Source organism: Sphingobacterium faecium (assembly GCF_003054045.1).
Taxonomy (GTDB): Bacteria; Bacteroidota; Bacteroidia; order Sphingobacteriales; family Sphingobacteriaceae; genus Sphingobacterium; species Sphingobacterium faecium.
Genome location: NZ_QBKH01000005.1, coordinates 142436 through 161297, shown reverse-complemented (window position 1 = coordinate 161297; position 18862 = coordinate 142436). Strand labels below are relative to the sequence as shown.

Genomic DNA, 18862 nt, shown 5'->3' with positions numbered 1-18862 from the left:
GTTAACTATACTAATTACAAACCCATATAAATAGATCATCGTATGACAAACAGTGAATTAAAAAATATTTGGAGTGTTCCAAAATATTTGCCCTATGTGCAACCCGAGTTGACGCCTGAGCTTTTGGAACAGGCGCAGAAACAAATTGGATACAAGCTTCCTGAAAAATTAGTGGAAATTCTAAAAATTCAGAATGGCGGATATATTCGATACAAAATCGCAGAAACTCCTCAGGAACAGATTATGGGTATCGGAACTTACTTTCCTTCGTTAACTGATTTTGATTGGGCTGAATCGAAACAATATGTGAGTTTTGAACTTGATGGACTCATTCCGTTGGATGGTGATGGGCATTGGTACATATGTCTGGACTATAGGGAGCATCAAGAAGATCCTCAGGTGACCTGGATTGATCTGGAGTGTGACCATCAAGAAAAATTAGCAAATTCTTTTGCTGAATATGTCGAGTTGTTAACACTGGATGTCAATGAAGGGGATTTAGTGATCCAAACTGAACACTCCATAGAGGAAAATGCTAAACAGATCGAGCAGATCCTTGAAATAAAATTTGAAAGCCCTGAGCATTTTAACAGCGGATACGCGAGCTATAGAGGCAAATATAAAGATAGTTGGATCTGGTTGACTCCAAATCAAGTACCTGCTGGATTTGTCAGAGAAGATGACAAACGCTATCATGAACTGAAAGATCAAATGAGCTTTTCATCTGTACAATATCTAGATATTCCTGAAAACGATCTATTTCTGGTCCTTTCTGAGGAAGAATTAAATAGCGAAGTAATGGAGAAGCTAGGTAAGCATGATATCAAAATAACGCCTATTACCGAACTCCTACCGGAGGGCAGTTAAGCTGATAACAAGAGTTTTCGCCAACAGGAGCCCTGTTGGCTTTTGTATTTGGATGGAGTCCTATAATAAAACCTTATGAAAAAATTGCTCTTACTATTTGCGTATCTGCCTTTGCTGCTTTCTTGCAAAAACCAGGATCGGATAGATTTATCCCAATTGCAGCTGAATGAAACCGTTGAAAGCTTAATTAATTTTGATGATGCCAAAACCATCGGTGTTGAAACCGTTGAATATCCTTTCTGCTTGATGATAGAAATTAGTGATGGTGCCAACTATACTTTTGACGGTATTGATCTGACCGGACAAAAGGTATTTTTCCAGATCAATTCGGAATTGCTAAAAACGGACAGCCTGACTCAACAGGGTGGAGGGCATATCGACGTGCAGTCCTTTAAAGATAAGAACGAGCTGGCTGATATCCTAAAAAAGTATCAAGCAGCCCATACCGTCTATGGGACGAGGATAGAAATGAAAACGGAGAGCCTCAAGAAACAGATACTGGCCAAACTGGAAAGCAAATATGGAAAGGGAACTCAAAATCCCAATACGGATAACGGAATCTATTGGAATGTAAAGAAAGAACATAAATATATCTTTTTTGCTCCAGATTATGACCGACTCATTATTTTAAACAATACGGATCTATCCAAGACCTGTTATTGGGATATCATGAACGGAACGATTGATTTTGGTGGATGCAACCAAGAAGTGTATACGCAGGAATTGCTTAAAAACACGAAGCCCAAAAAAGAATCGACCGACAAGCTTACGGTGCACATTGACAAGGATTGGAACATCAACAAGTTTGTCGTGGGCAAAACAACGGAACAGGATTTTTTGTCTTCATCCACCAATAAAAATTTCGAAAGAATGATTGTGATAGACGGCAATACGGCTTCGACCACGGAAATATCGTATAACAATGAGGATAAAACCTTGTATTTCTACTTTTCTGTGGGTCATGGCAATGGTGATGATGCGACAACCAACCTGTTAACAGGTTACAGCCTTCAGGACTTTAAGCAAGTGGATGTTTCATTTGAAAATGGTCTTCGTCCCGGAATCTCTTATCAGAAAGCCATCGATTTATTCAACAAAAGCGATATCATGAATGTGGATGATTTAAAATTTTCGAATTATATAGAAATCAAAAAGGGCAACCATAAGGTAACGCTTAACTTTGATGAGGATTATTTGTTTTCAGGTATTTATATAAAGTGAGGATAGCTGGATGGCATCAAATCAATGTTTATCTTCAATAAAATGGAAAATGGAAATCATATTTTTTATTTCTATCATAAACAAACTGAATATTAAATTATTAACCATAAAATTTTTAAGCATGGGAACATTACTGTTAAGCGGAACGCTTCTCTTCTTACTGGCTTGCACAGGGCAAAATAGCTCCGGTGACCATCAATCTAAAGATGTTCTTGCTACCGTTCAGCATGATCAAAAGCAGGCGAACAAAACCGCTATTATTTTAGAAGCTTTTCAGATTGTGGATAGCGATGGTGGATCTAAAAACTTTGTGTTACGTATGGATAAGGCTGGAAAGTGCTACCTGGGCAAAGAATTTCTCGGTACTATCACCGCAGCAGGAGAATTGAAATCTGAGACCGGCGAGGTACTGGTCCGTTTACAGGGGGATAAGCTACTATCCGAGGAAGGAAAAGTGGTCCTCGCCATCAAAGAGGATGGTACCATCGCTAACGGTTCAGGTAAAGACATCACGTGGGGAGCTGATGGTAGACTCAATAGTGAGGAATTGGGTCTGAAACTTGTTCCTGCAAACAGCAAAGCAAAAAGAGCTGCTTCGCTGCTTATGTATTCCTATTTTGGTTCTTCCAATACGGAGGTTCAGCAGTAATATAAACTATCCATTTTTAAAGAGAATAGACAGAAAAATGAAATGATGAATAAAGAGCAAGAAAATCTTCATATGGCAACAGCCTTTGCCCAAACATATTTTCATGGGACAAAGGCTGACTTAAAAATTGGTGATCTGATTGCAGTTGGGTTTAATTCAAACTATGAAGAAAGGCAACTCAAGCACGTGTATGTATCATCGACTTTGAATACTGCTGTATTGGGAGCTGAACTCGCGAAAGGCAACCAACGGGAAAGAATTTATGTGGTAGAAGCAACTGGTGACATCGAAGATGATCCAAATGTAACGGATAAAAAATTTCCAGGTAATCCGACGATGTCTTATCGTTCCATACATCCTTTTAAGGTGGTTGGAGAAGTGACTCTTTGGCACGGACGCACTTCTGAGCAAATTAAAGCAATTAAGGATGGACTGGATAGACTTCGAGAACAGGGGATGAACATGATTTTGGATTAATTTCATTACTTTAATAGGCTAAATCTTTTTTCAAGCTGCGTAATCCATGTGGTTCTAGCCTCCTGATGAACAGCTTTAGCCTATATCGCAAATCGCCCAATCATTGACGGTAATTTCAATTGAACCCGAAACCAAAAGAAAATGGCAAAAAAGAAAAATACACTTCCAAAGAATTTTGACGAATTAATCAAGGAAAATAATATAGAAAATCTTAAAAAAGTATTTGACACATGCGCGTTAGATGCAAGAGGTGGTTATGGAAAAGCAACGGCACTCAGCTTTTTTCAAGTGCCTGATGAACTGGTGCGTTGGATGGTAGCAAGCGGAGCAGACATCGAAGCCGTGGACAGCTATCAACGTACAGCTCTTCATCAACACGCTATGACTCGAAGTGGCAACATCACTGTCTTCTTAGAACTTGGAGCAAATATAAAAGCTGTGGACATCTATGGGGATACTCCATTGCATTTTGCTGCGGGTAGTAGTTTTAATGTTTCATCTGTCAAAAAACTGGTTGCTCATGGGGCTGACACACAGGCTTTAAATGCGACTAAACAAACGCCGCTTGAAAGGGCATTATCTCGCGCAAGTAATATAGACTTGATCCCGTTGGTGGAAGTATCGCGCATATTGCTCCAAGCCAACACCGAAATAACGCAAAAGATGAGGGATGAAATTATTCGCATAGGTGAGAATTTTGAATTTCATCGTGAAAATTTTAATAAAGACTATCTGCAAGAAACAGACCATGCACTCAGCAATCTTTATGAGATCTATCAAGTTGTACCTGTTAAAAAGCGTATCATGCATGATGGCGTGGCACCAATAAGCGTAGGTGGTACAAATTGGAAAGAGCAATTTGAAGAATTGTGGGAGCTTTTAATTCCTGCTAAGGGGAGTGCCCAAACAGTGCAAGGAGAGGTGGTCCGCATCGCTGGGAAAGTGCGTGATGAAATATACCGGAATGGGGGTGGAAACTGGGATACGGATTTTAAAAAAATGTTGGATGCATTTATCGTACACGTATCTTCTGAACATGCTTTATCGACAAAGGAACTTGAAGAATCGCATATTCTGCTCAAAGAAATTCGTAAAACCGGATTTGCTGATGACCTTAATTTCTTATGTGAACTTGCAACGAAGTGGGTACTTCTTAATCCGACACCCATTTTGCTTAATAAGCCGACCTATAAAAGATAAAATTAAAAACTACAGCTTTTTGGAGTTATAAATTGAGCTATTAATCCTAGACCTCAATTTCGGGTTGGTAGATTTCCTATATGCACACAATTGAAACTGCTGTTCACAATGGCGCAATAGGGAAAAATTTGTCCCTATATGAATCGTAACTCCGTACTTGTGAGAACTGTACATAAGACTGAACTTTGTCCTAAATATTTCAATATATGGGACAGGAATTTAATTTTAATCATGAATTACAGGGCAAAGTTGCCCTAGTGACAGGCGGTACAAAAGGAACGGGTAAAGCCATTGCGGAGCGACTCTTAAATGCTGGTGCAATTGTCGTAGTTACAGCAAGAAATGTACCCGAAACTCTGAATGAAAAACTATATTTTGTTGCTGCAGATTTGAGTAAAGCCGAAGGCACGGAAAGAGTCGCAAAAGAAGTTTTAGCAATATTTGGGAAACTTGATATCCTGATCAATGCGCTCGGTGGTTCGGAAACGAAAGGTGGGGGTTTTGCTGTACTAAACGATGAAGATTGGGAACAAACGATCCAAACCAATCTGCTTGCACCTGTACGATTGGACAGGGAATTTTTACCACAAATGCTTAGTCAAAAAAGCGGTGTGATCATCCATATTGCTTCCATTCAGGGAAGATTACCGCTATACGATTCTACTTTGCCCTATGCCGCAGCAAAAGCAGGGCTAATCAATTATAGTAAAGGTCTGTCAAAAGAAGTTTCGCCAAAAGGTGTACGGGTATTAACGGTTTCGCCGGGTTGGATCATGACGGAATCATCAACGCGAATGATGGAACGAATTTCCGAAAGTTCGAATATTGCTCTTGAACAAGCGACGCAAAGCGTTATGGACGCATTGGGGGGAATTCCAATAGGAAGACCGGCACAACCCGAAGAAATTGCTGAGTTTGTTGGATTTCTGGTTTCGCCAAGGGCCAATTATCTGACAGGTACAGAATACATCATGGACGGAGGCACAATACCGACGATTTAATAACAATTTAAAAATGAAGAAAATGAATTTACCAAAAGCAGTTGCCGATCTCGTAAAGGCACAAGACAATTTTGATTCTGTTGCTTATGCCAACTGTTTCGCAGAAACAGCCGTAGTTTTTGACGAAGGGAAAACACACCATGGGAAGATGGAAATAAAAAATTGGATAGCGAAATCCAACAAAGAATATCAAGTAAAGATGAAACCTCTTGAATATTCAGAAACGGAGCAGATATTGAAAGCCGAAATTTCGGGTACGTTTCCCGGAAGTCCGCTGATCTTGACTTATCACTATGAATTCAAAGACGAGCTGATTCAATCTTTGAAAATTACCGGTTAATGGGATCATTTATGTTCCATAACCGCTGATCTATTCAGGTTGATCATTGGTCATCATGATCTGGCCTCATGTGGAAAGGGGTATGTTAAGAAAGGCTTAGATTAATAAAAAATCCAAGCCTTTTTAAAGATGTATCGGTGCGATACATCTCCTTATTCAAGTTGATCTGATACTTCAGCATGCGGTAATCTAACGATTCTCTGTGACGTCTCTTATATACGAACCGCTCCATTGTCTGGTATCTATCTGTTAAGACTCTATAAATTCCAACAGGTCTTTATTAATGGTTTTGGCTTCTGTGGTTGGCATACCGTGAGGGAAACCAGGATATGTAATGAGTTTCCCGTTTTTCAGTAATTTAACTGATTTGACGCCTGCATTTTGGTATGGAACGATTTGATCATCTTCACCGTGAAGAACTAAGACCGGAATGTCAACAGCTTGAAGATCTTCTCTAAAATCAGTTTCAGAAAATGCTTTGATACCTTCGTAATGCGCAATAATTCCGCCCATCATTCCTTGTCTCCACCAGTTTCTTTGCACTCCTTCTTTGATATCTGCACCTGCTCTATTATAACCGTAGAAGGGAATGGTCAGATCGATATAAAACTGCTGTCTGTTGTTTAACGTCTGATCTCTGATCTGATCAAAAACAGCAATTGGAACACCATCTGGATTGCTATCACTGGCGATCATGATTGGCGGAACAGCACTGATTAAGACTGCTTTTTTGGCTCTGCCCTGAGCGTATTTATTTACATAGCGGATCACTTCTCCGCCACCTGTAGAGTGTCCAATATGAACAACATCTTGAAGGTCAAGAAATTCTACTAATTCTGCAGCATCCGCAGCATACTTCTCGATGTTGTGACCGTAGATGTCCTGGCTAGATCTACCGTGACCTCTTCGATCGTGCGTAACGACTCTGTAACCTTTTTGTAAGAAGAAAATGACCTGTGCATCCCAATCGTCTGAAGATAAAGGCCATCCATGATGAAACATCAATATGGGTCCTTTTCCTTGATCTTTATAAAAAATTTCTGTTCCGTCTTTTAATTTAAGTATGCTCATTGTTTTAATTTTTAAATATTGTTGATTTATGATTAACTATTTCTTGTCTTAATTTTTTAGCTAAAAAAGTTCAGGAAAATGCAGCCCATGTTCATGTCGAATACCGTTCATTTTGATGAAAATATATAGATGGATGATGTTAGTTATCCCTGTCAAATATTGCTTTTTATTCTGCATTTTCTTCCAAAAGTCGAATTAAATCTATGGCAGCACCATCAAATTTTTTACCGTTCACGAAGAAAGAAGGTGTTCCATTTACGCCGCTGATAATTCCACTTTCAAAATCAGAATCTATTTTTTCTGCTAATGCTGGATTTTCCAGATCTTCTTTGAATTGGGAGATGTTAAGTTTTAATTTTTCTGCTAATTTTATCAGCAAATTCTCATTCAAGTCTATCTGATTTTCGTAAATAGCATCGTGCATTTCCCAAAACTTGCCTTGAAGATTTGCTGCTTCAGCTGCAATTGCTGCTGGTCTGGCGTATGGATGCATTTCAGAAAGCGGAAAATTTCTAAATACGAATTTGATTTGACTTCCAAATTGACTCATTAATTCTTTAAGAACTGGATATGCGGCACCGCAGTAGGGACATTGATAATCTCCAAATTCTACTATGATGAGCTCGGCATCTAAATTGCCTTGTGCATGATCAGTGTGGCTGACGACTGGTTTTAATGACATAGTTATTTTGTTTTAAGCGTTTCTAAAGCTTCTAAAATTCCATCTGCTCCTGGATTTATTGCTGTTGGAGACAGGTAGCTCCATGCGATAATCCCTTGTTTATCGATGACGAACAATGCGCGTTTACATTCGCCTTCTTCGTCATCATAGACACCATATTGTTTAGCGATTTCTCCTTTAGCTTCGAAATCTGCTAATAAGGGAAAGTGTAAGTTACGGGATTGTGAGAAGGCTAAGTGACACCATTTACTATCTACAGATATTCCGAAAAGCTCTGCATCGTACTGTTTGAAAAATTTTAACGTTTCATTGTACAGAGCCATCTGATCGCTACAAACGGGACTCCAGTCGGCAGGATAAAAAGCAAGAATAACATTCTTTCCTTTAAATTCGGAGAGATTAATTTTTTGATCGGGCGTTGCATACAATGTAAAATTGGGCGCAACATCATTTTGCTTTAACATAGTTTTAGTTTTTAAGGTTTAATAGTACAACTGGAGAGCCATAGACCAGCAATCAATAACAACAGAGCAGGAAGGATTAAGAACCAGTTTCTTAGCGCATCGAGCAGGAGTGAAGCGGTGTATGCACCAGATATAAACCCAATCCATACCAAAGAAAGATGATAGGCATGGGTCTTATACTGTTGTCTTTCCATTTTATCTTTGGTCATACTGAACATGGCGGTATTTCTTGCTAAACTGTTCAACGTGCCTGTCACGAAATCTGTATTTACTTTTTGGTTTCCGACAGCTGTTACAATCGTATTCATCAATCCGGTTGAAAATCCAATAATCGCAATGGATGACCCGATGTGTATCGTATAAATATAAGCAATTATCGTATAGCAAGTTAGCATGAATGAAACGATATAGCATGTGAATATTTGGTAATCCGTTTTTTTCCATAGTGATAGGCATGCTCCTGCATAAATCCCTAGGAGAAAGCAACTGATGGCGATAACTGAAGTCATGATGACGCCATCTTTATCCGTTGAAAGCGCGACGCCCAATTGCGTTGTGTTGCCGCTCATAAAAGATACATAAATCTTCCACTTGATCAGTCCTGTCGCATCTATATATCCGGCAATAAAAGCGAGATAGATGGCTAATCTTTCTTGTATCCTGACAGATTCTTTGGTGTCAAGATTATTGGGTTTAACGCAGGGATGATCCATGATTGTACTAGATCTGAATTAAATCTTTATTTTTTAGGTTGAATGAAAAGCTGCTTGGCTGGGAATTTTTCAATTTCTCCGTTTGCCAAACCAAAATTAGTAACCACGACATCTCTTGGATTTCCAGCTAGCCATGTGCTCAAATCAATCGATTGGTAGGTGCCACTGTTAAATCCGATCAGGATTTCACATACTGTATTTCCAGTATTTTTGATGTAGTGGCCAGCGCCCATCGGAACATATCCGACGTCTCCTGCATTAAACTGTTCCGTTACGACTGTACTTTCTGCTAAGAAAACTGACATCTCTGCCTGTCCTGAAATATAATATTGCCATTCATCTGCATTCGGATGCCAATGCATCTCTCTTAAAGCGCCAGGCTGTAATGTTATAATGGAACCCGAGATCGTACTGCTGATGGGAAATTCTTTGCTGGTAACCAATCTTTGTAAACCTCCGCCGGGAACGATCCTTGGCTGTTGGGCGCGCAAAGGATAACGGTGCAAACTTGTTAATTCGATATCCGATTCACTAGGACGGGGGGCTGCAATAAATGAAGATTCATCTGGAACTACTCCTGATGCGAAATAGACTTCCTTTTGGGGCAATGCTGCAACTTCTTCCAGTGTCAAATTTAGATTTTGGGCCACAATCTCGGGAGGTATACTGGAAACGAAATCGGTCGCACTGAAGGTATGATCCTCAGAAAAATTACCATTGTCAAAAATTAAGATGAAATGGCATTCAGTAGTTCCGGTGGCCTGAATAGAGTGACCGTAACCTTTTGGGAAATACCAGACATCGCCTGGTTCAAAATTGTCCACATAACTGTGTCCGTCAGGATGAATGATCGTGGTACGTACAGTTCCTGAAATCACATACGCCCATTCCGCGGCGTTAGCATGCCAGTGCAGTTCTCGCATGCTTCCTGGCTGTAGTCTCATCGAAACTCCTGCAATACCAATCGATGCTGGGAAATCGCTTACTGATGCTCCTCTGGTCGTTCCACCATCGTTGGTACGGGGTTCTTTTTTCTCTAATTCGTATTTGAAACTTAATAATTCGTTTTTCATCATCGTATCTTTATGTGTTTGTCTTTATTCTATTCTAAATCTACGTAGGAATAAGGTGTTTCGGAATTGGCTTTCGATGAATAGGCAAAATGAGTCGGTGAAACTTTGAAAGAAATAGTTGCGGGCTAATCTATAAGAGATAAAAGACCCCATCATAAGATAAAAATCCACTTCAATTGGATTGAAACGGATTTATAGGATTATTAAAACGAGGACTGCGAAGTAAACTGATACTAGCTATACAGCCATTTTTTGATGAGTTTGGTGTAGTTTGGCATCACGACAAATACCATGAGCAGAACGATTATACCGGAATTGAAGAACCCATCCACGTAGTGGTTTGCAGGAACTTTCAAAAATCTCCATATTGGAACTGTGATCAGGGGAATGATGATCGATAGGGGATAAATGGCTGACCAGGTGACGAGATACTGTTTCCAGCGAACGGGTACGGAGTTGCTTTCGGTTTCATTATTAAATAGAAAATCCAGACCTGATTTTATTTGATACCGGTCATTTTTTCTAAAGAAAGGATGGGCCTTTTCAATTAATTTTTCTCGGCTGTCTGACTGCATCCATTTTTTTAGATTGTGGATGGTATCAAACCGGATAATTACGGTATAAACGAATGTTAATTGAGGTATAGGACGTACAATCTGCAAGTCTATAAAACCTGTTGAATGTTGGGTAATGGGAATAATTTCGTCCAACCATTTTTCATATTCGGTTTGTTTGTCATCCAAAATATGATGGGTGATGACCACGGATGCGCCAGAATTTTCCATATCGATAAGAATTTAGTAAAATTAAAAAGCTCTTTTATACTGCCAAGGGATTTCGGTTTCTATTTCCAGATCTTTCGCGGCATGCAATGCAAAATATGGATCACGTAAATGTTCTCTTGCAATAAAAACCAGATCTGCCTCGTCATTTGCAATAATACTGTTTGCCTGCATCGCTTCTGTAATCATTCCGACTGCTCCGGTTGCAATAGCAGTCTGTTGTTTTATGGTGGAGGCAAATGGTACCTGGTAGTTGGGGAAAACCCGATCTTTACTGACATTTGCAAAACCGCCTCCAGAAGCTGTGATGAGGTCTACACCATTTTCTTTCAATATTTTTGCTAAGACAATGCTGTCTTCCAATGTCCAGGCATCTGCGGTTTCGAGATAATCGACAGCGGAAATCCGAACGAGTAACGGCATTCCATCTGGAAGTACTCTTCGGACTTCAACAACGGTTTCTACCAGAAACCGAATCCTATTTTCTAGGCTCCCACCATATTCGTCCAATCTTTTGTTGATCGATGCAGAATAAAACTGATGGAAAAGGTAGCCATGTCCAGCGTGTAATTCTACTGTATCAAATCCTGCTTCTACAGCACGAAGTGCAGCATCAGCAAACTTTACTTTTAATTTCTGAATTTCATCAATGGATAGCTCTTGTGGAATGATACCATTCATTTCTGTGGGTGAAGAAGATTTTAGCGTCCATCCTCCTTGGTCCTTGGTGAGCGGCTTCATACGTTCGTTAGGATGTTTGAGACTTCCTTTTCCACCAGAATGCCACAATTGGATTCCGATTTTTGCATCTTGATCATGGACAAATTCGACGATTTTTTTCCATGCATCTTTTTGTTCGTCGTTCCAGATTCCGACATCGCTTAATGTAGCCAGGCCTTCGGGTTCAATGGCCGTACATTCAGTCATGATCAGACCGGCACCTCCTACAGCACGGCTGCCAAGATGCACCATGTGCCAGTTGCCCGGTACACCGTTTATTGCACTGTACTGTTGCATGGGCGAAACAACAATTCTATTTTTTAAGGATAGCTGACGAAGCTTTAAAGGAGAGAATAAGTTCATTTTTTTAATTTTTAGGTTGGTTAAGTGATTGTAAAAATAAGGTAGCTTCTTCATACGCCCTGTTAATGGTGTTTGTGATGTCTGCTAAAGCTTGTGTGATGTTAGGTTGTTGTGCGGTTGCCATTTCAAGCAGATTTACCTTTTCTTGTAATGCTGCTAACAGGCCCATCATTGCCAGACTTGATTTTAGATCGTGCGCTCTTAATTTTACGGTAGTGAAATCCTGATTTTGATAAGCCAGATTGAGTTGGTTTAAATTTGATGGAATATGGTCAATAAACTGTTTCGTAACTGTTTTTTCAAAAGTAGTATCTCCACCGCTGATGGAGCGCATATAACTGAGGTCGATGCATTGAAATTGGATTGGAGCGGCTTCTATGATGACCTCTTTTTTCGGAGTCTCTTTTAGTCCGAAAGTAGAGATTAATTTTAACAGATCCTCTTCGATAATGGGTTTAGAAATGTATTCATTCATACCTCGGCTGAGGCACTTTTCGCGTTCGCCCGCCATGGCGTGTGCTGTCATGGCGATGATTGGTATAGCCAGCTTCAGCTCTTCACGGATGTGCTGAGTGGCCGCATAACCATCCATTTTGGGCATCTGGATATCCATCAATATCAAATCGTAGGTTTCCTCGGTTAATTGTTCTATTGCTTCCAAACCATTAGATACGATCTTAAAGCTGATGTTCCACTGTAAGAGCAAATGATTAAGTAGGCTTTGATTGAGGGCGTTATCATCAACCACCAGAACCCGAAGGGGAGTATCAAGTTGTTTTTGGAGCGAAGCAGTTCGGTCGGTCGAAATGACATGAAGTTGTTCTTTGGCAATCCCATAAGGAATGTGAAAAAGAAATGTTGTTCCTTTTCCTTGCTCACTACTGACTGCGATGTCCCCATTTTGTAAAAGAATTAATTTTTTGACAATGGATAGTCCTAAACCTGTACCTCCGAAGTTGCGGGTAATGGAATCTTCGCCTTGATTGAATCTTTCAAAAACTTCATGCAATTTTTCTTTATCAATGCCGATACCAGTATCAGAAATTTTGAATTCAAGAACGATATCTTGCCCAATTTGAGATCGATTAAAAACTTCAATATTTATTTTTCCTTGATGCGTAAATTTTATTGCATTTCCGATGAGGTTGACTAAAATTTGTGTCAATCTGGTGGCATCCCCAGTCAGTGTATCAGGAATGGAAGGATCTACACTGCTATACATGGTCAGCCCTTTTTCTTTAGCCCGTTCTAAGAATAACGTTTCTACAGAGTTGATTAAACCATTAATGCTGAATATTCCTGGTGTGATGCGCATCATACCGGCCTCGATTTTAGATAGGTCTAAAATGTCATTGATTATGGTCATCAAATTTTCACCTGCCCGCTGGATGGATGAAACAAATTCCTCGGATGTGGCATCCAATGGCCTTTTTTGCAACAGATTGGTAAAGCCTAGAATCCCGGTCAACGGTGTTCTGATTTCGTGGCTCATATTTGCCAGAAAATTTTCTTTCGTTTGCGCAGCGACTGATGCTTTTTTCTGGGCAATATCCAATTCTTTAATCAATACATGTTGTCGGCGAAACTGACGGATAATGTGATATCCAATAATGGAACCACTGATCACCAATAATATGAGCAGTGACATGTCGTAAAGTTTCGCTTTTTTTCCCATCTCTGCATTTTTCTTACTGAGATCAGCTACCTGAAGTCGTCGGCTTTTGTAGATCTGCGCTGTGATATCTGTGATTTCGTTTGATATTTGTCTAGCGCGTGGATTGGCGATGGAAGTTTGATCATCCATATTTCCCAAAATCTTGTAGCGTTGCAAAAGGGTTTCTTTGATCATCTTTTTGTCCATTGCCAAAGCGCCAAGTCGTTTTATCAGCTTCTGCTGTTGCGCATCTGCATGATCTTTTGAAAGGGAATCTAAGAAATTTTCTACATCATCGATTTTTTGATCTACACCGTTAAGATGTGTGGTATCGTTGGTGGCAATTGATGCTCTGATCCTGCTCTCTACTCCTAAGATATCTCGGTCAATTTCTCTCAAGTGATTGCTAGATGTCAGTTCATGGAGCAGTGTGTTGTTGTTTTGTATCAGTTCCTTAGTATTTCGAGCAGAATTGACCTGAACTGCGATCAATAATATAGAATCTGCAAGGAAAGTAAGTACTATGAGATATGCAAATCGTTTGTTTCCCATTACCGAAGAAATATGGATCATTGTTAAATGTTAAAGTGATGCAGATTGACTTTTATTTTGAAACTAAAAATGACAGTTTGTGCCTTTTGAGTCGAAATACTTGTATTGATGAGCCCATAGGAGCGTGGTAAACGTTCTTTGAAGAATCGATGGAGGTGAGATGGATCAGTTAAATACAAGTATTTTAAAAGACATTCATCCGGGTATTGAGTGCTTTTCTGTAAGCATCTGCAACCGGAACAAATTTTCCATCTAGTACAATTCCACCATCCTGCAACGTGTCAATTTTACTCACAGCGATGATGAAGGAACGATGCACTCTAATAAAATTGTCCTTTGGTAATCGTTCTTCAGCAGTTTTCATAGTGCCGTGAATCGCAAACATTTTGTCTTTCGTATAAAATTTGACATAGTCGCCCATCGCTTCTGCATACAAAATATCATCTAATTTTAAGCGCCTCGTAACGTTGGAATCTCGTACAAAAATAAACTCTTCCTTTTCGACCTGCACCTGTTCTTTCTTACTGTTCCAGATCGTTTGTGCTTTGTTTACGGCCTGCAAAAATCGGGCTGGCGTGATTGGCTTCAAAATATAATCGGCAATATTGAGTTCGAAAGCTTCCAGTGCATATTCTTTGTTAGAAGATGTGAAAATGATGATCGTATCTTTCTTGGGCAATGTTTTTGTCAGCTCAATTCCAGTCATTTCCGGCATTTCGATATCTAAAAATATCAAGTCAACATGATTGTTCTGCAAATGATTGTAAGCTTCTATTGCGTTCGAATATTGATTCACAATAGTCAGAGTTGGAATTTGTTTTGCCAAATGTGCCAAGGTGGTTCTTGCCATATCATTATCGTCAACGATCAGAGCTTTCATGGGAATAGTTTATTAGGGTTGACACAAATATAATTATTCCTTTTTTATTTTGAAACGTCTGACACGGATTATCTGAAGTATGAACGGATCATCCACGCCATTTCTTCATGTGTCTCCATGAGGCCGGTAACAAAATCGCTAGTACCATAATCTTTAAACTTTTCGGAAAAGGGTGTGATGTTGCCACGTATAAATTCGATCATATTTTCATGGTCTTGTAGCAGATCTTTCATAAAACCAAGACCGTCGTTAGCTCTTTCGCTATATTCGGTAAGGTGAGTGAGCTCTAAATAAATTTTCATGCTTGCAGGTGCATAATGCCCGATTTTGCGAATACGTTCTGCAACGCTGTCAATCAATGCATCAAGCTGTTTGTATTGTTCTTCAAAGAAAATATGGTTTGCGTGAAAATTGTCACCAGTGACATTCCAATGTGCATTTCTTGTTTTGATGTAGAGTACAAATTCGTCTGCTAATAATTTTGCTAATTCTGCTGCTACAGCATCTGCGTTTTGTGCTGTAAGTCCGGTGTTTGTTTGCATAAGATGGAGATGTTAATTTATAAAGTACTATTGATTTGATTCTGATGTAAATGTCTGTCGGAATTTTGTGAAAACAATTTGAATTTCGGTGAATAGGCAAAATGGATCGTTGAAATGGTTTTTAAGGAGGCAATAGTGAAATCTTTTTAACTCATTTCTACTCGTCGTTAGGTACTTGTTTATGATACCACATCTGGACCGGTTGAGGGAATGATTAACGAAGATCAATCTTTTTGATCCATACGGTAATTTTTTGCTTAAAAAATTGTATGTTAGGCACAACAGTTCATACTGAAAAGTACATCTGGATGCCAGGATTCGAAATGTGAACCATCATCCTCAACACATAAAAATTTGAAAGCGGAAATGAAAACATACTTAATTTTTGGAATTAGTAAAGGTCTTGGAAAGGTCATTACGAAAAGCTTACCTGATGAGCATGATGAAGTATTTGGGATTTCAAGAAGTAAACCAAACTACCTGAAAGAGAAATCAAATGTAAAGTGGATTAGCACCGATTTGTCCAATCCTAAAAATTCTTCAGAAACTATTCGGGCTCATATAGGGAATAAAAAAATAGATTATTTCATTTATAATGTTGGAATATGGGAAAGTAATGCTTTTACAGAAAAATATAGTTTTGAAGAAAATGATGAATCAGAAATATGCACTTTGATAGATACAAATATCACTTCTTGTATTTTGAATATTAAGGCAGTAATTAAAAATTTAAAACAATCTGAAAACGCCAAGGTCATATTGATCGGCTCCACTTGGGGTTTAGATAATCATAATGGAAAAGAAGTCACTTTTGCTGCTACAAAGTTTGCATTAAGGGGTGTAGTGCATGCATTAAGAGAAAATCTTCGTGCATATAAAATTGGGGTTTCCATATTAAACTTAGGCTATTTAGCAACTGAATTTGAAAATGATGAAAATGTCGAAACTGTTATAAAACAAACTGAAGGAAATCTGATTCCTTTGCAAGACGTGATAAATGCATTAAAATTTATCATATCAACGTCTAATGCGAGCTGTGTAAAAGAAATCAATATGCCCGCAATGAATGATGTAAATGTATAAAAACGACGACTGCTCACAACGGATCTTCTAAGAGGGAGAAGAAGTTGTATGAAAGAAACTCACTTTTGAGGAATCCATGGTTGTAAGGCAAGAGCTGAACTTAATAAAGACGTTGGCCTAAGTTATGATCCCGAAAAGTAATAAGCACTGATTGATAAAAAGCGCTGGAATGAAGGCTCTACTGCGGTTTGATTGCTGATCACTGTAGAATAAGGAAATACGATAAACAACAATATGTTTGAGCTGCAAAATTTTGAAGATTTGGTTATTTTTGGTTAAAGATAACCATTGACTTTAATGAGTCAATTGTGGTAAATTTGCTAATCAATAAGAAATAATGATGCAAATGACAAAATATACGTTGGCTGAAAGGGAAATAGGTGTCTATATCTTAAAAACTTATCTTCCAAAGCTATTTTGTAATTAACATCACCTCATCCTTTTTCTGCTATGTTTTATCAATTACAACAAATTAAATTTGTCCAATGGACCATTATCCACATCCGGTATCTTATTGCATTGGCATTTGTACCCTCTGGATTTACAAAATTAATGGGCGAGAGGTTTACTCAATTACCAACAACTGGTGCGATAGGTCAGTTTTTTGAGGTACTTTATCTTTCCGGGATCTATTATAATTTTCTTGGCTTGGCTCAAATCGTCACCGCAATCCTGCTGATGACACAGCGCTTTGCGTTAATCGGGACATTTTTCTTTATGGCAATAACAACCAATATCTGGATGATCACCATTTCTCTGCACTTTACAGGTACCTGGATCATCACGAGTTTAATGATGGTCGCCGGTTTAATTTTACTTTATTGGGATAAAAATAGAATAGCGGAATTAAATTCTGAAAATGATCTACCCCAAAAGAGGTATGCTCCGAAGGTATCAAAGCTTTGGGTCAATGCTGGTGTAATATATATAAGTACGCTTCTCATTCTCTGTTTTTTAGGTCCACAGACCGGTCTGATCTCTAAAGTCATCAATGTGATCGCAATATGTATTTTGGTGGGGACGACCGTTTATACCAATGTTGTATTCTGGAGAAAAAAGAAGTCCGTATAAGCTAGATTAAAAGAGATGCTTGATTATAGGGGAGTTTCCATATGGATTGACTTATATTTTATCCTATTTAAAAATCGGAGACAGCAAATGGAAAGCTTATTTAGCTAGATTTCGCCAGGTGAAATGAGCTCCTTGAGAGCCTGATATTGCACTAATCAGGACTTCTATATTATGCTCATTGAAATGCTTATACTTAAAATTTATTAACAGATGAATCGTACGTGGATTATTTTTTTATTGATCTTAATCTCATGCTTTTGTCATGGTCAGATGTCAAATGTCGGCGAAAGGACGATCAGTTATCTTGACCATTCTCGGAAGCGTCCCTTAAAGACTCAGGTATGGTATCCAACAGCTGATCTAGATATCAGAGAGACAGAACTACCGTTTGTATTACCTCCCACAATACAGAATGCGACATTTATAAATAAGAAATATCCGCTGATCGTATTATCGCATGGTACAGGAGGTAACAGGCTGAGTTTATCTTGGCTGGCGATTGAATTGGCGAAGAATGGATACATCGTTATCGCACCGGATCATTGGGGAAATACTCTTGATCATAAAATCCCAGAGTATTTTGTTCGCTATTGGGAAAGGCCGTTGGATCTGAGTTTCCTGCTCTCTTCATTTTTAAAGGACGAGCGTTTTAATAATTATGTGGACAGTAATCGAATTGCTACGATAGGTTTTTCATTGGGTGGGTATACAGCACTGGCACTAGCGGGCATTCAATTAGACTGTGAGCTACTGAAACGTAACGCTTTATCCGAAAGAGGCCATAAAGAATTCATTGTTCCGGAGCTTGGTGACCTGACAGGACTATTGACGAGGATACCTTGCACAGAAGTACCCACAGCTGTGAAAGATAGTCGATTTAAAGTGCATATAGCCCTGGCTCCAGCTTTAGGTTTGGGACTTTCGGAACAGAAGTATCCTATTATGCCTCCAGTATTAATAATCGGCGCAAATAATGATCAAATCGCCCCAATTGAAACTAATGGATTAAAATACAGTAGTCTTATTTCAGGGTCGAAATTTGTTAAGCTGCCTAGAAATACAGGTCATTACATTTTTTTGAATGAGGGTAACCCGCAGTTGCAAAAAGAGGAGTCAACTTATTATCAAGATGACCACAGCATAGATAGAAAATTGATCCACCAACAAGTAGCGATGGAAATATTGAATTATCTTTCTAATCATCTGAGGTAGCAATGAAAGGACTTATTTATGGCTGTCTTTTTTAAGCTTCTTGGTTTTCAGTTCATTCAATGAAATGACTGTAAGAAGGGGAGGACCTTATACAGCAGCTGATGATAAAACCACATGTTGAGGTAGCATGTTTGTCGGCAGAGTATGTGTATCACGATCTAAAAGAACTTAATTATGCTTCAGACCAATTTGAAGATGAACTGATTCAATCTTAGGAAATCATATAAATAACGGAGTGTTAATTG

General features: G+C 38.9%; 20 protein-coding genes. 10 read left to right on the top strand and 10 right to left on the bottom strand.

The features are described 5' to 3' along the window. The first annotated feature begins 42 nt into the window (after window positions 1-42). The 7 genes from C8N37_RS14805 (at window position 43) to C8N37_RS14775 (ending at window position 5755) form a co-directional block, all read left to right on the top strand. Window positions 43-867: an SMI1/KNR4 family protein gene (locus C8N37_RS14805; RefSeq protein ID WP_108159617.1), complete on the top strand. Its 825-nt coding sequence runs from the start codon at window positions 43-45 to the stop codon at window positions 865-867. 75 nt (window positions 868-942) lie between these two features. Next, entirely contained in the window at window positions 943-2088 is a 1146-nt protein-coding gene (locus C8N37_RS14800; RefSeq protein ID WP_108159616.1) for a hypothetical protein, read from the top strand. A 121-nt stretch (window positions 2089-2209) separates the two neighbouring features. Then, entirely contained in the window at window positions 2210-2737 is a 528-nt protein-coding gene (locus tag C8N37_RS14795; protein ID WP_146171079.1) for a hypothetical protein, read from the top strand. A gap of 45 nt (window positions 2738-2782) precedes the next feature. After that, a complete protein-coding gene (gene arr, locus C8N37_RS14790) occupies window positions 2783-3214 on the top strand; it encodes an NAD(+)--rifampin ADP-ribosyltransferase (RefSeq protein ID WP_373866221.1) in 432 nt (143 codons plus the stop codon). A gap of 141 nt (window positions 3215-3355) precedes the next feature. Next, window positions 3356-4414, top strand: coding sequence for an ankyrin repeat domain-containing protein (locus C8N37_RS14785; protein WP_108159614.1), 1059 nt, complete (start codon window positions 3356-3358; stop codon window positions 4412-4414). Window positions 4415-4620: 206 nt separating this feature from the next. Further along, window positions 4621-5415, top strand: coding sequence for an SDR family oxidoreductase (locus tag C8N37_RS14780; protein ID WP_108159613.1), 795 nt, complete (start codon window positions 4621-4623; stop codon window positions 5413-5415). Between the two features lie 22 nt (window positions 5416-5437). Continuing rightward, window positions 5438-5755 (top strand): hypothetical protein, encoded by a 318-nt coding sequence (locus tag C8N37_RS14775; protein ID WP_108159612.1) that lies wholly within the window; start codon window positions 5438-5440, stop codon window positions 5753-5755. A gap of 249 nt (window positions 5756-6004) precedes the next feature. Here the strand turns inward: C8N37_RS14775 and C8N37_RS14770 are convergent, their stop codons facing one another. From C8N37_RS14770 to C8N37_RS14725, 10 genes are all read right to left on the bottom strand, one after another. Beyond that, a complete protein-coding gene (locus C8N37_RS14770) occupies window positions 6005-6826 on the bottom strand; it encodes an alpha/beta fold hydrolase (protein WP_108159611.1) in 822 nt (273 codons plus the stop codon). Between the two features lie 166 nt (window positions 6827-6992). Next, window positions 6993-7508 (bottom strand): DsbA family protein, encoded by a 516-nt coding sequence (locus tag C8N37_RS14765; protein WP_108159610.1) that lies wholly within the window; start codon window positions 7506-7508, stop codon window positions 6993-6995. 2 nt (window positions 7509-7510) lie between these two features. Then, window positions 7511-7972 (bottom strand): redoxin domain-containing protein, encoded by a 462-nt coding sequence (locus C8N37_RS14760; RefSeq protein ID WP_108159609.1) that lies wholly within the window; start codon window positions 7970-7972, stop codon window positions 7511-7513. Window positions 7973-7983: 11 nt separating this feature from the next. After that, window positions 7984-8685 (bottom strand): YoaK family protein, encoded by a 702-nt coding sequence (locus C8N37_RS14755; protein WP_108159608.1) that lies wholly within the window; start codon window positions 8683-8685, stop codon window positions 7984-7986. Between the two features lie 26 nt (window positions 8686-8711). Continuing rightward, a complete protein-coding gene (locus tag C8N37_RS14750) occupies window positions 8712-9761 on the bottom strand; it encodes a cupin domain-containing protein (RefSeq protein ID WP_108159607.1) in 1050 nt (349 codons plus the stop codon). A 230-nt stretch (window positions 9762-9991) separates the two neighbouring features. Further along, the gene (locus C8N37_RS14745; RefSeq protein ID WP_108159606.1) at window positions 9992-10543 is read right to left on the bottom strand and encodes an antibiotic biosynthesis monooxygenase; all 552 of its coding nucleotides are present in this window, start codon (window positions 10541-10543) and stop codon (window positions 9992-9994) included. Window positions 10544-10564: 21 nt separating this feature from the next. Continuing rightward, window positions 10565-11623, bottom strand: coding sequence for an NADH:flavin oxidoreductase/NADH oxidase (locus tag C8N37_RS14740; protein WP_108159905.1), 1059 nt, complete (start codon window positions 11621-11623; stop codon window positions 10565-10567). Between the two features lie 4 nt (window positions 11624-11627). Continuing rightward, on the bottom strand, window positions 11628-13850 hold the full coding sequence (locus C8N37_RS14735) for a hybrid sensor histidine kinase/response regulator (protein ID WP_108159605.1): 2223 nt from the start codon (window positions 13848-13850) through the stop codon (window positions 11628-11630). Window positions 13851-14013: 163 nt separating this feature from the next. Continuing rightward, the gene (locus C8N37_RS14730; RefSeq protein WP_108159604.1) at window positions 14014-14709 is read right to left on the bottom strand and encodes a LytR/AlgR family response regulator transcription factor; all 696 of its coding nucleotides are present in this window, start codon (window positions 14707-14709) and stop codon (window positions 14014-14016) included. A 68-nt stretch (window positions 14710-14777) separates the two neighbouring features. Continuing rightward, on the bottom strand, window positions 14778-15251 hold the full coding sequence (locus C8N37_RS14725; RefSeq protein ID WP_108159603.1) for a Dps family protein: 474 nt from the start codon (window positions 15249-15251) through the stop codon (window positions 14778-14780). A 366-nt stretch (window positions 15252-15617) separates the two neighbouring features. Here C8N37_RS14725 and C8N37_RS14720 point away from each other — a divergent pair, with 366 nt between their 5' ends. From C8N37_RS14720 to C8N37_RS14710, 3 genes are all read left to right on the top strand, one after another. Further along, window positions 15618-16334 (top strand): SDR family oxidoreductase, encoded by a 717-nt coding sequence (locus C8N37_RS14720; protein WP_108159602.1) that lies wholly within the window; start codon window positions 15618-15620, stop codon window positions 16332-16334. A gap of 450 nt (window positions 16335-16784) precedes the next feature. Then, window positions 16785-17405 carry a DoxX family protein gene (locus tag C8N37_RS14715; protein WP_108159601.1) on the top strand — a complete coding sequence of 207 codons (621 nt, stop codon included), beginning with the start codon at window positions 16785-16787 and terminating at the stop codon, window positions 17403-17405. A 210-nt stretch (window positions 17406-17615) separates the two neighbouring features. Then, window positions 17616-18617: an alpha/beta hydrolase family protein gene (locus C8N37_RS14710; RefSeq protein ID WP_108159600.1), complete on the top strand. Its 1002-nt coding sequence runs from the start codon at window positions 17616-17618 to the stop codon at window positions 18615-18617. Window positions 18618-18862: the final 245 nt, after the last annotated feature.

What these genes read in the sequence shown, in the direction of transcription:
- C8N37_RS14735 (WP_108159605.1), bottom strand. Translation starts at nt 13,850, where the DNA reads ATGATCCATATTTCTTCGGTAATGGGAAACAAACGATTTGCATATCTC.
- C8N37_RS14710 (WP_108159600.1), top strand. Translation starts at nt 17,616, where the DNA reads ATGAATCGTACGTGGATTATTTTTTTATTGATCTTAATCTCATGCTTT.
- C8N37_RS14775 (WP_108159612.1), top strand. Translation starts at nt 5,438, where the DNA reads ATGAATTTACCAAAAGCAGTTGCCGATCTCGTAAAGGCACAAGACAAT.
- C8N37_RS14780 (WP_108159613.1), top strand. Translation starts at nt 4,621, where the DNA reads ATGGGACAGGAATTTAATTTTAATCATGAATTACAGGGCAAAGTTGCC.
- C8N37_RS14765 (WP_108159610.1), bottom strand. Translation starts at nt 7,508, where the DNA reads ATGTCATTAAAACCAGTCGTCAGCCACACTGATCATGCACAAGGCAAT.
- C8N37_RS14740 (WP_108159905.1), bottom strand. Translation starts at nt 11,623, where the DNA reads ATGAACTTATTCTCTCCTTTAAAGCTTCGTCAGCTATCCTTAAAAAAT.
- C8N37_RS14795 (WP_146171079.1), top strand. Translation starts at nt 2,210, where the DNA reads ATGGGAACATTACTGTTAAGCGGAACGCTTCTCTTCTTACTGGCTTGC.
- C8N37_RS14745 (WP_108159606.1), bottom strand. Translation starts at nt 10,543, where the DNA reads ATGGAAAATTCTGGCGCATCCGTGGTCATCACCCATCATATTTTGGAT.
- C8N37_RS14720 (WP_108159602.1), top strand. Translation starts at nt 15,618, where the DNA reads ATGAAAACATACTTAATTTTTGGAATTAGTAAAGGTCTTGGAAAGGTC.
- arr (WP_373866221.1), top strand. Translation starts at nt 2,783, where the DNA reads ATGAATAAAGAGCAAGAAAATCTTCATATGGCAACAGCCTTTGCCCAA.
- C8N37_RS14760 (WP_108159609.1), bottom strand. Translation starts at nt 7,972, where the DNA reads ATGTTAAAGCAAAATGATGTTGCGCCCAATTTTACATTGTATGCAACG.
- C8N37_RS14730 (WP_108159604.1), bottom strand. Translation starts at nt 14,709, where the DNA reads ATGAAAGCTCTGATCGTTGACGATAATGATATGGCAAGAACCACCTTG.
- C8N37_RS14770 (WP_108159611.1), bottom strand. Translation starts at nt 6,826, where the DNA reads ATGAGCATACTTAAATTAAAAGACGGAACAGAAATTTTTTATAAAGAT.
- C8N37_RS14755 (WP_108159608.1), bottom strand. Translation starts at nt 8,685, where the DNA reads ATGGATCATCCCTGCGTTAAACCCAATAATCTTGACACCAAAGAATCT.
- C8N37_RS14725 (WP_108159603.1), bottom strand. Translation starts at nt 15,251, where the DNA reads ATGCAAACAAACACCGGACTTACAGCACAAAACGCAGATGCTGTAGCA.
- C8N37_RS14785 (WP_108159614.1), top strand. Translation starts at nt 3,356, where the DNA reads ATGGCAAAAAAGAAAAATACACTTCCAAAGAATTTTGACGAATTAATC.
- C8N37_RS14715 (WP_108159601.1), top strand. Translation starts at nt 16,785, where the DNA reads ATGTTTTATCAATTACAACAAATTAAATTTGTCCAATGGACCATTATC.
- C8N37_RS14800 (WP_108159616.1), top strand. Translation starts at nt 943, where the DNA reads ATGAAAAAATTGCTCTTACTATTTGCGTATCTGCCTTTGCTGCTTTCT.
- C8N37_RS14750 (WP_108159607.1), bottom strand. Translation starts at nt 9,761, where the DNA reads ATGATGAAAAACGAATTATTAAGTTTCAAATACGAATTAGAGAAAAAA.
- C8N37_RS14805 (WP_108159617.1), top strand. Translation starts at nt 43, where the DNA reads ATGACAAACAGTGAATTAAAAAATATTTGGAGTGTTCCAAAATATTTG.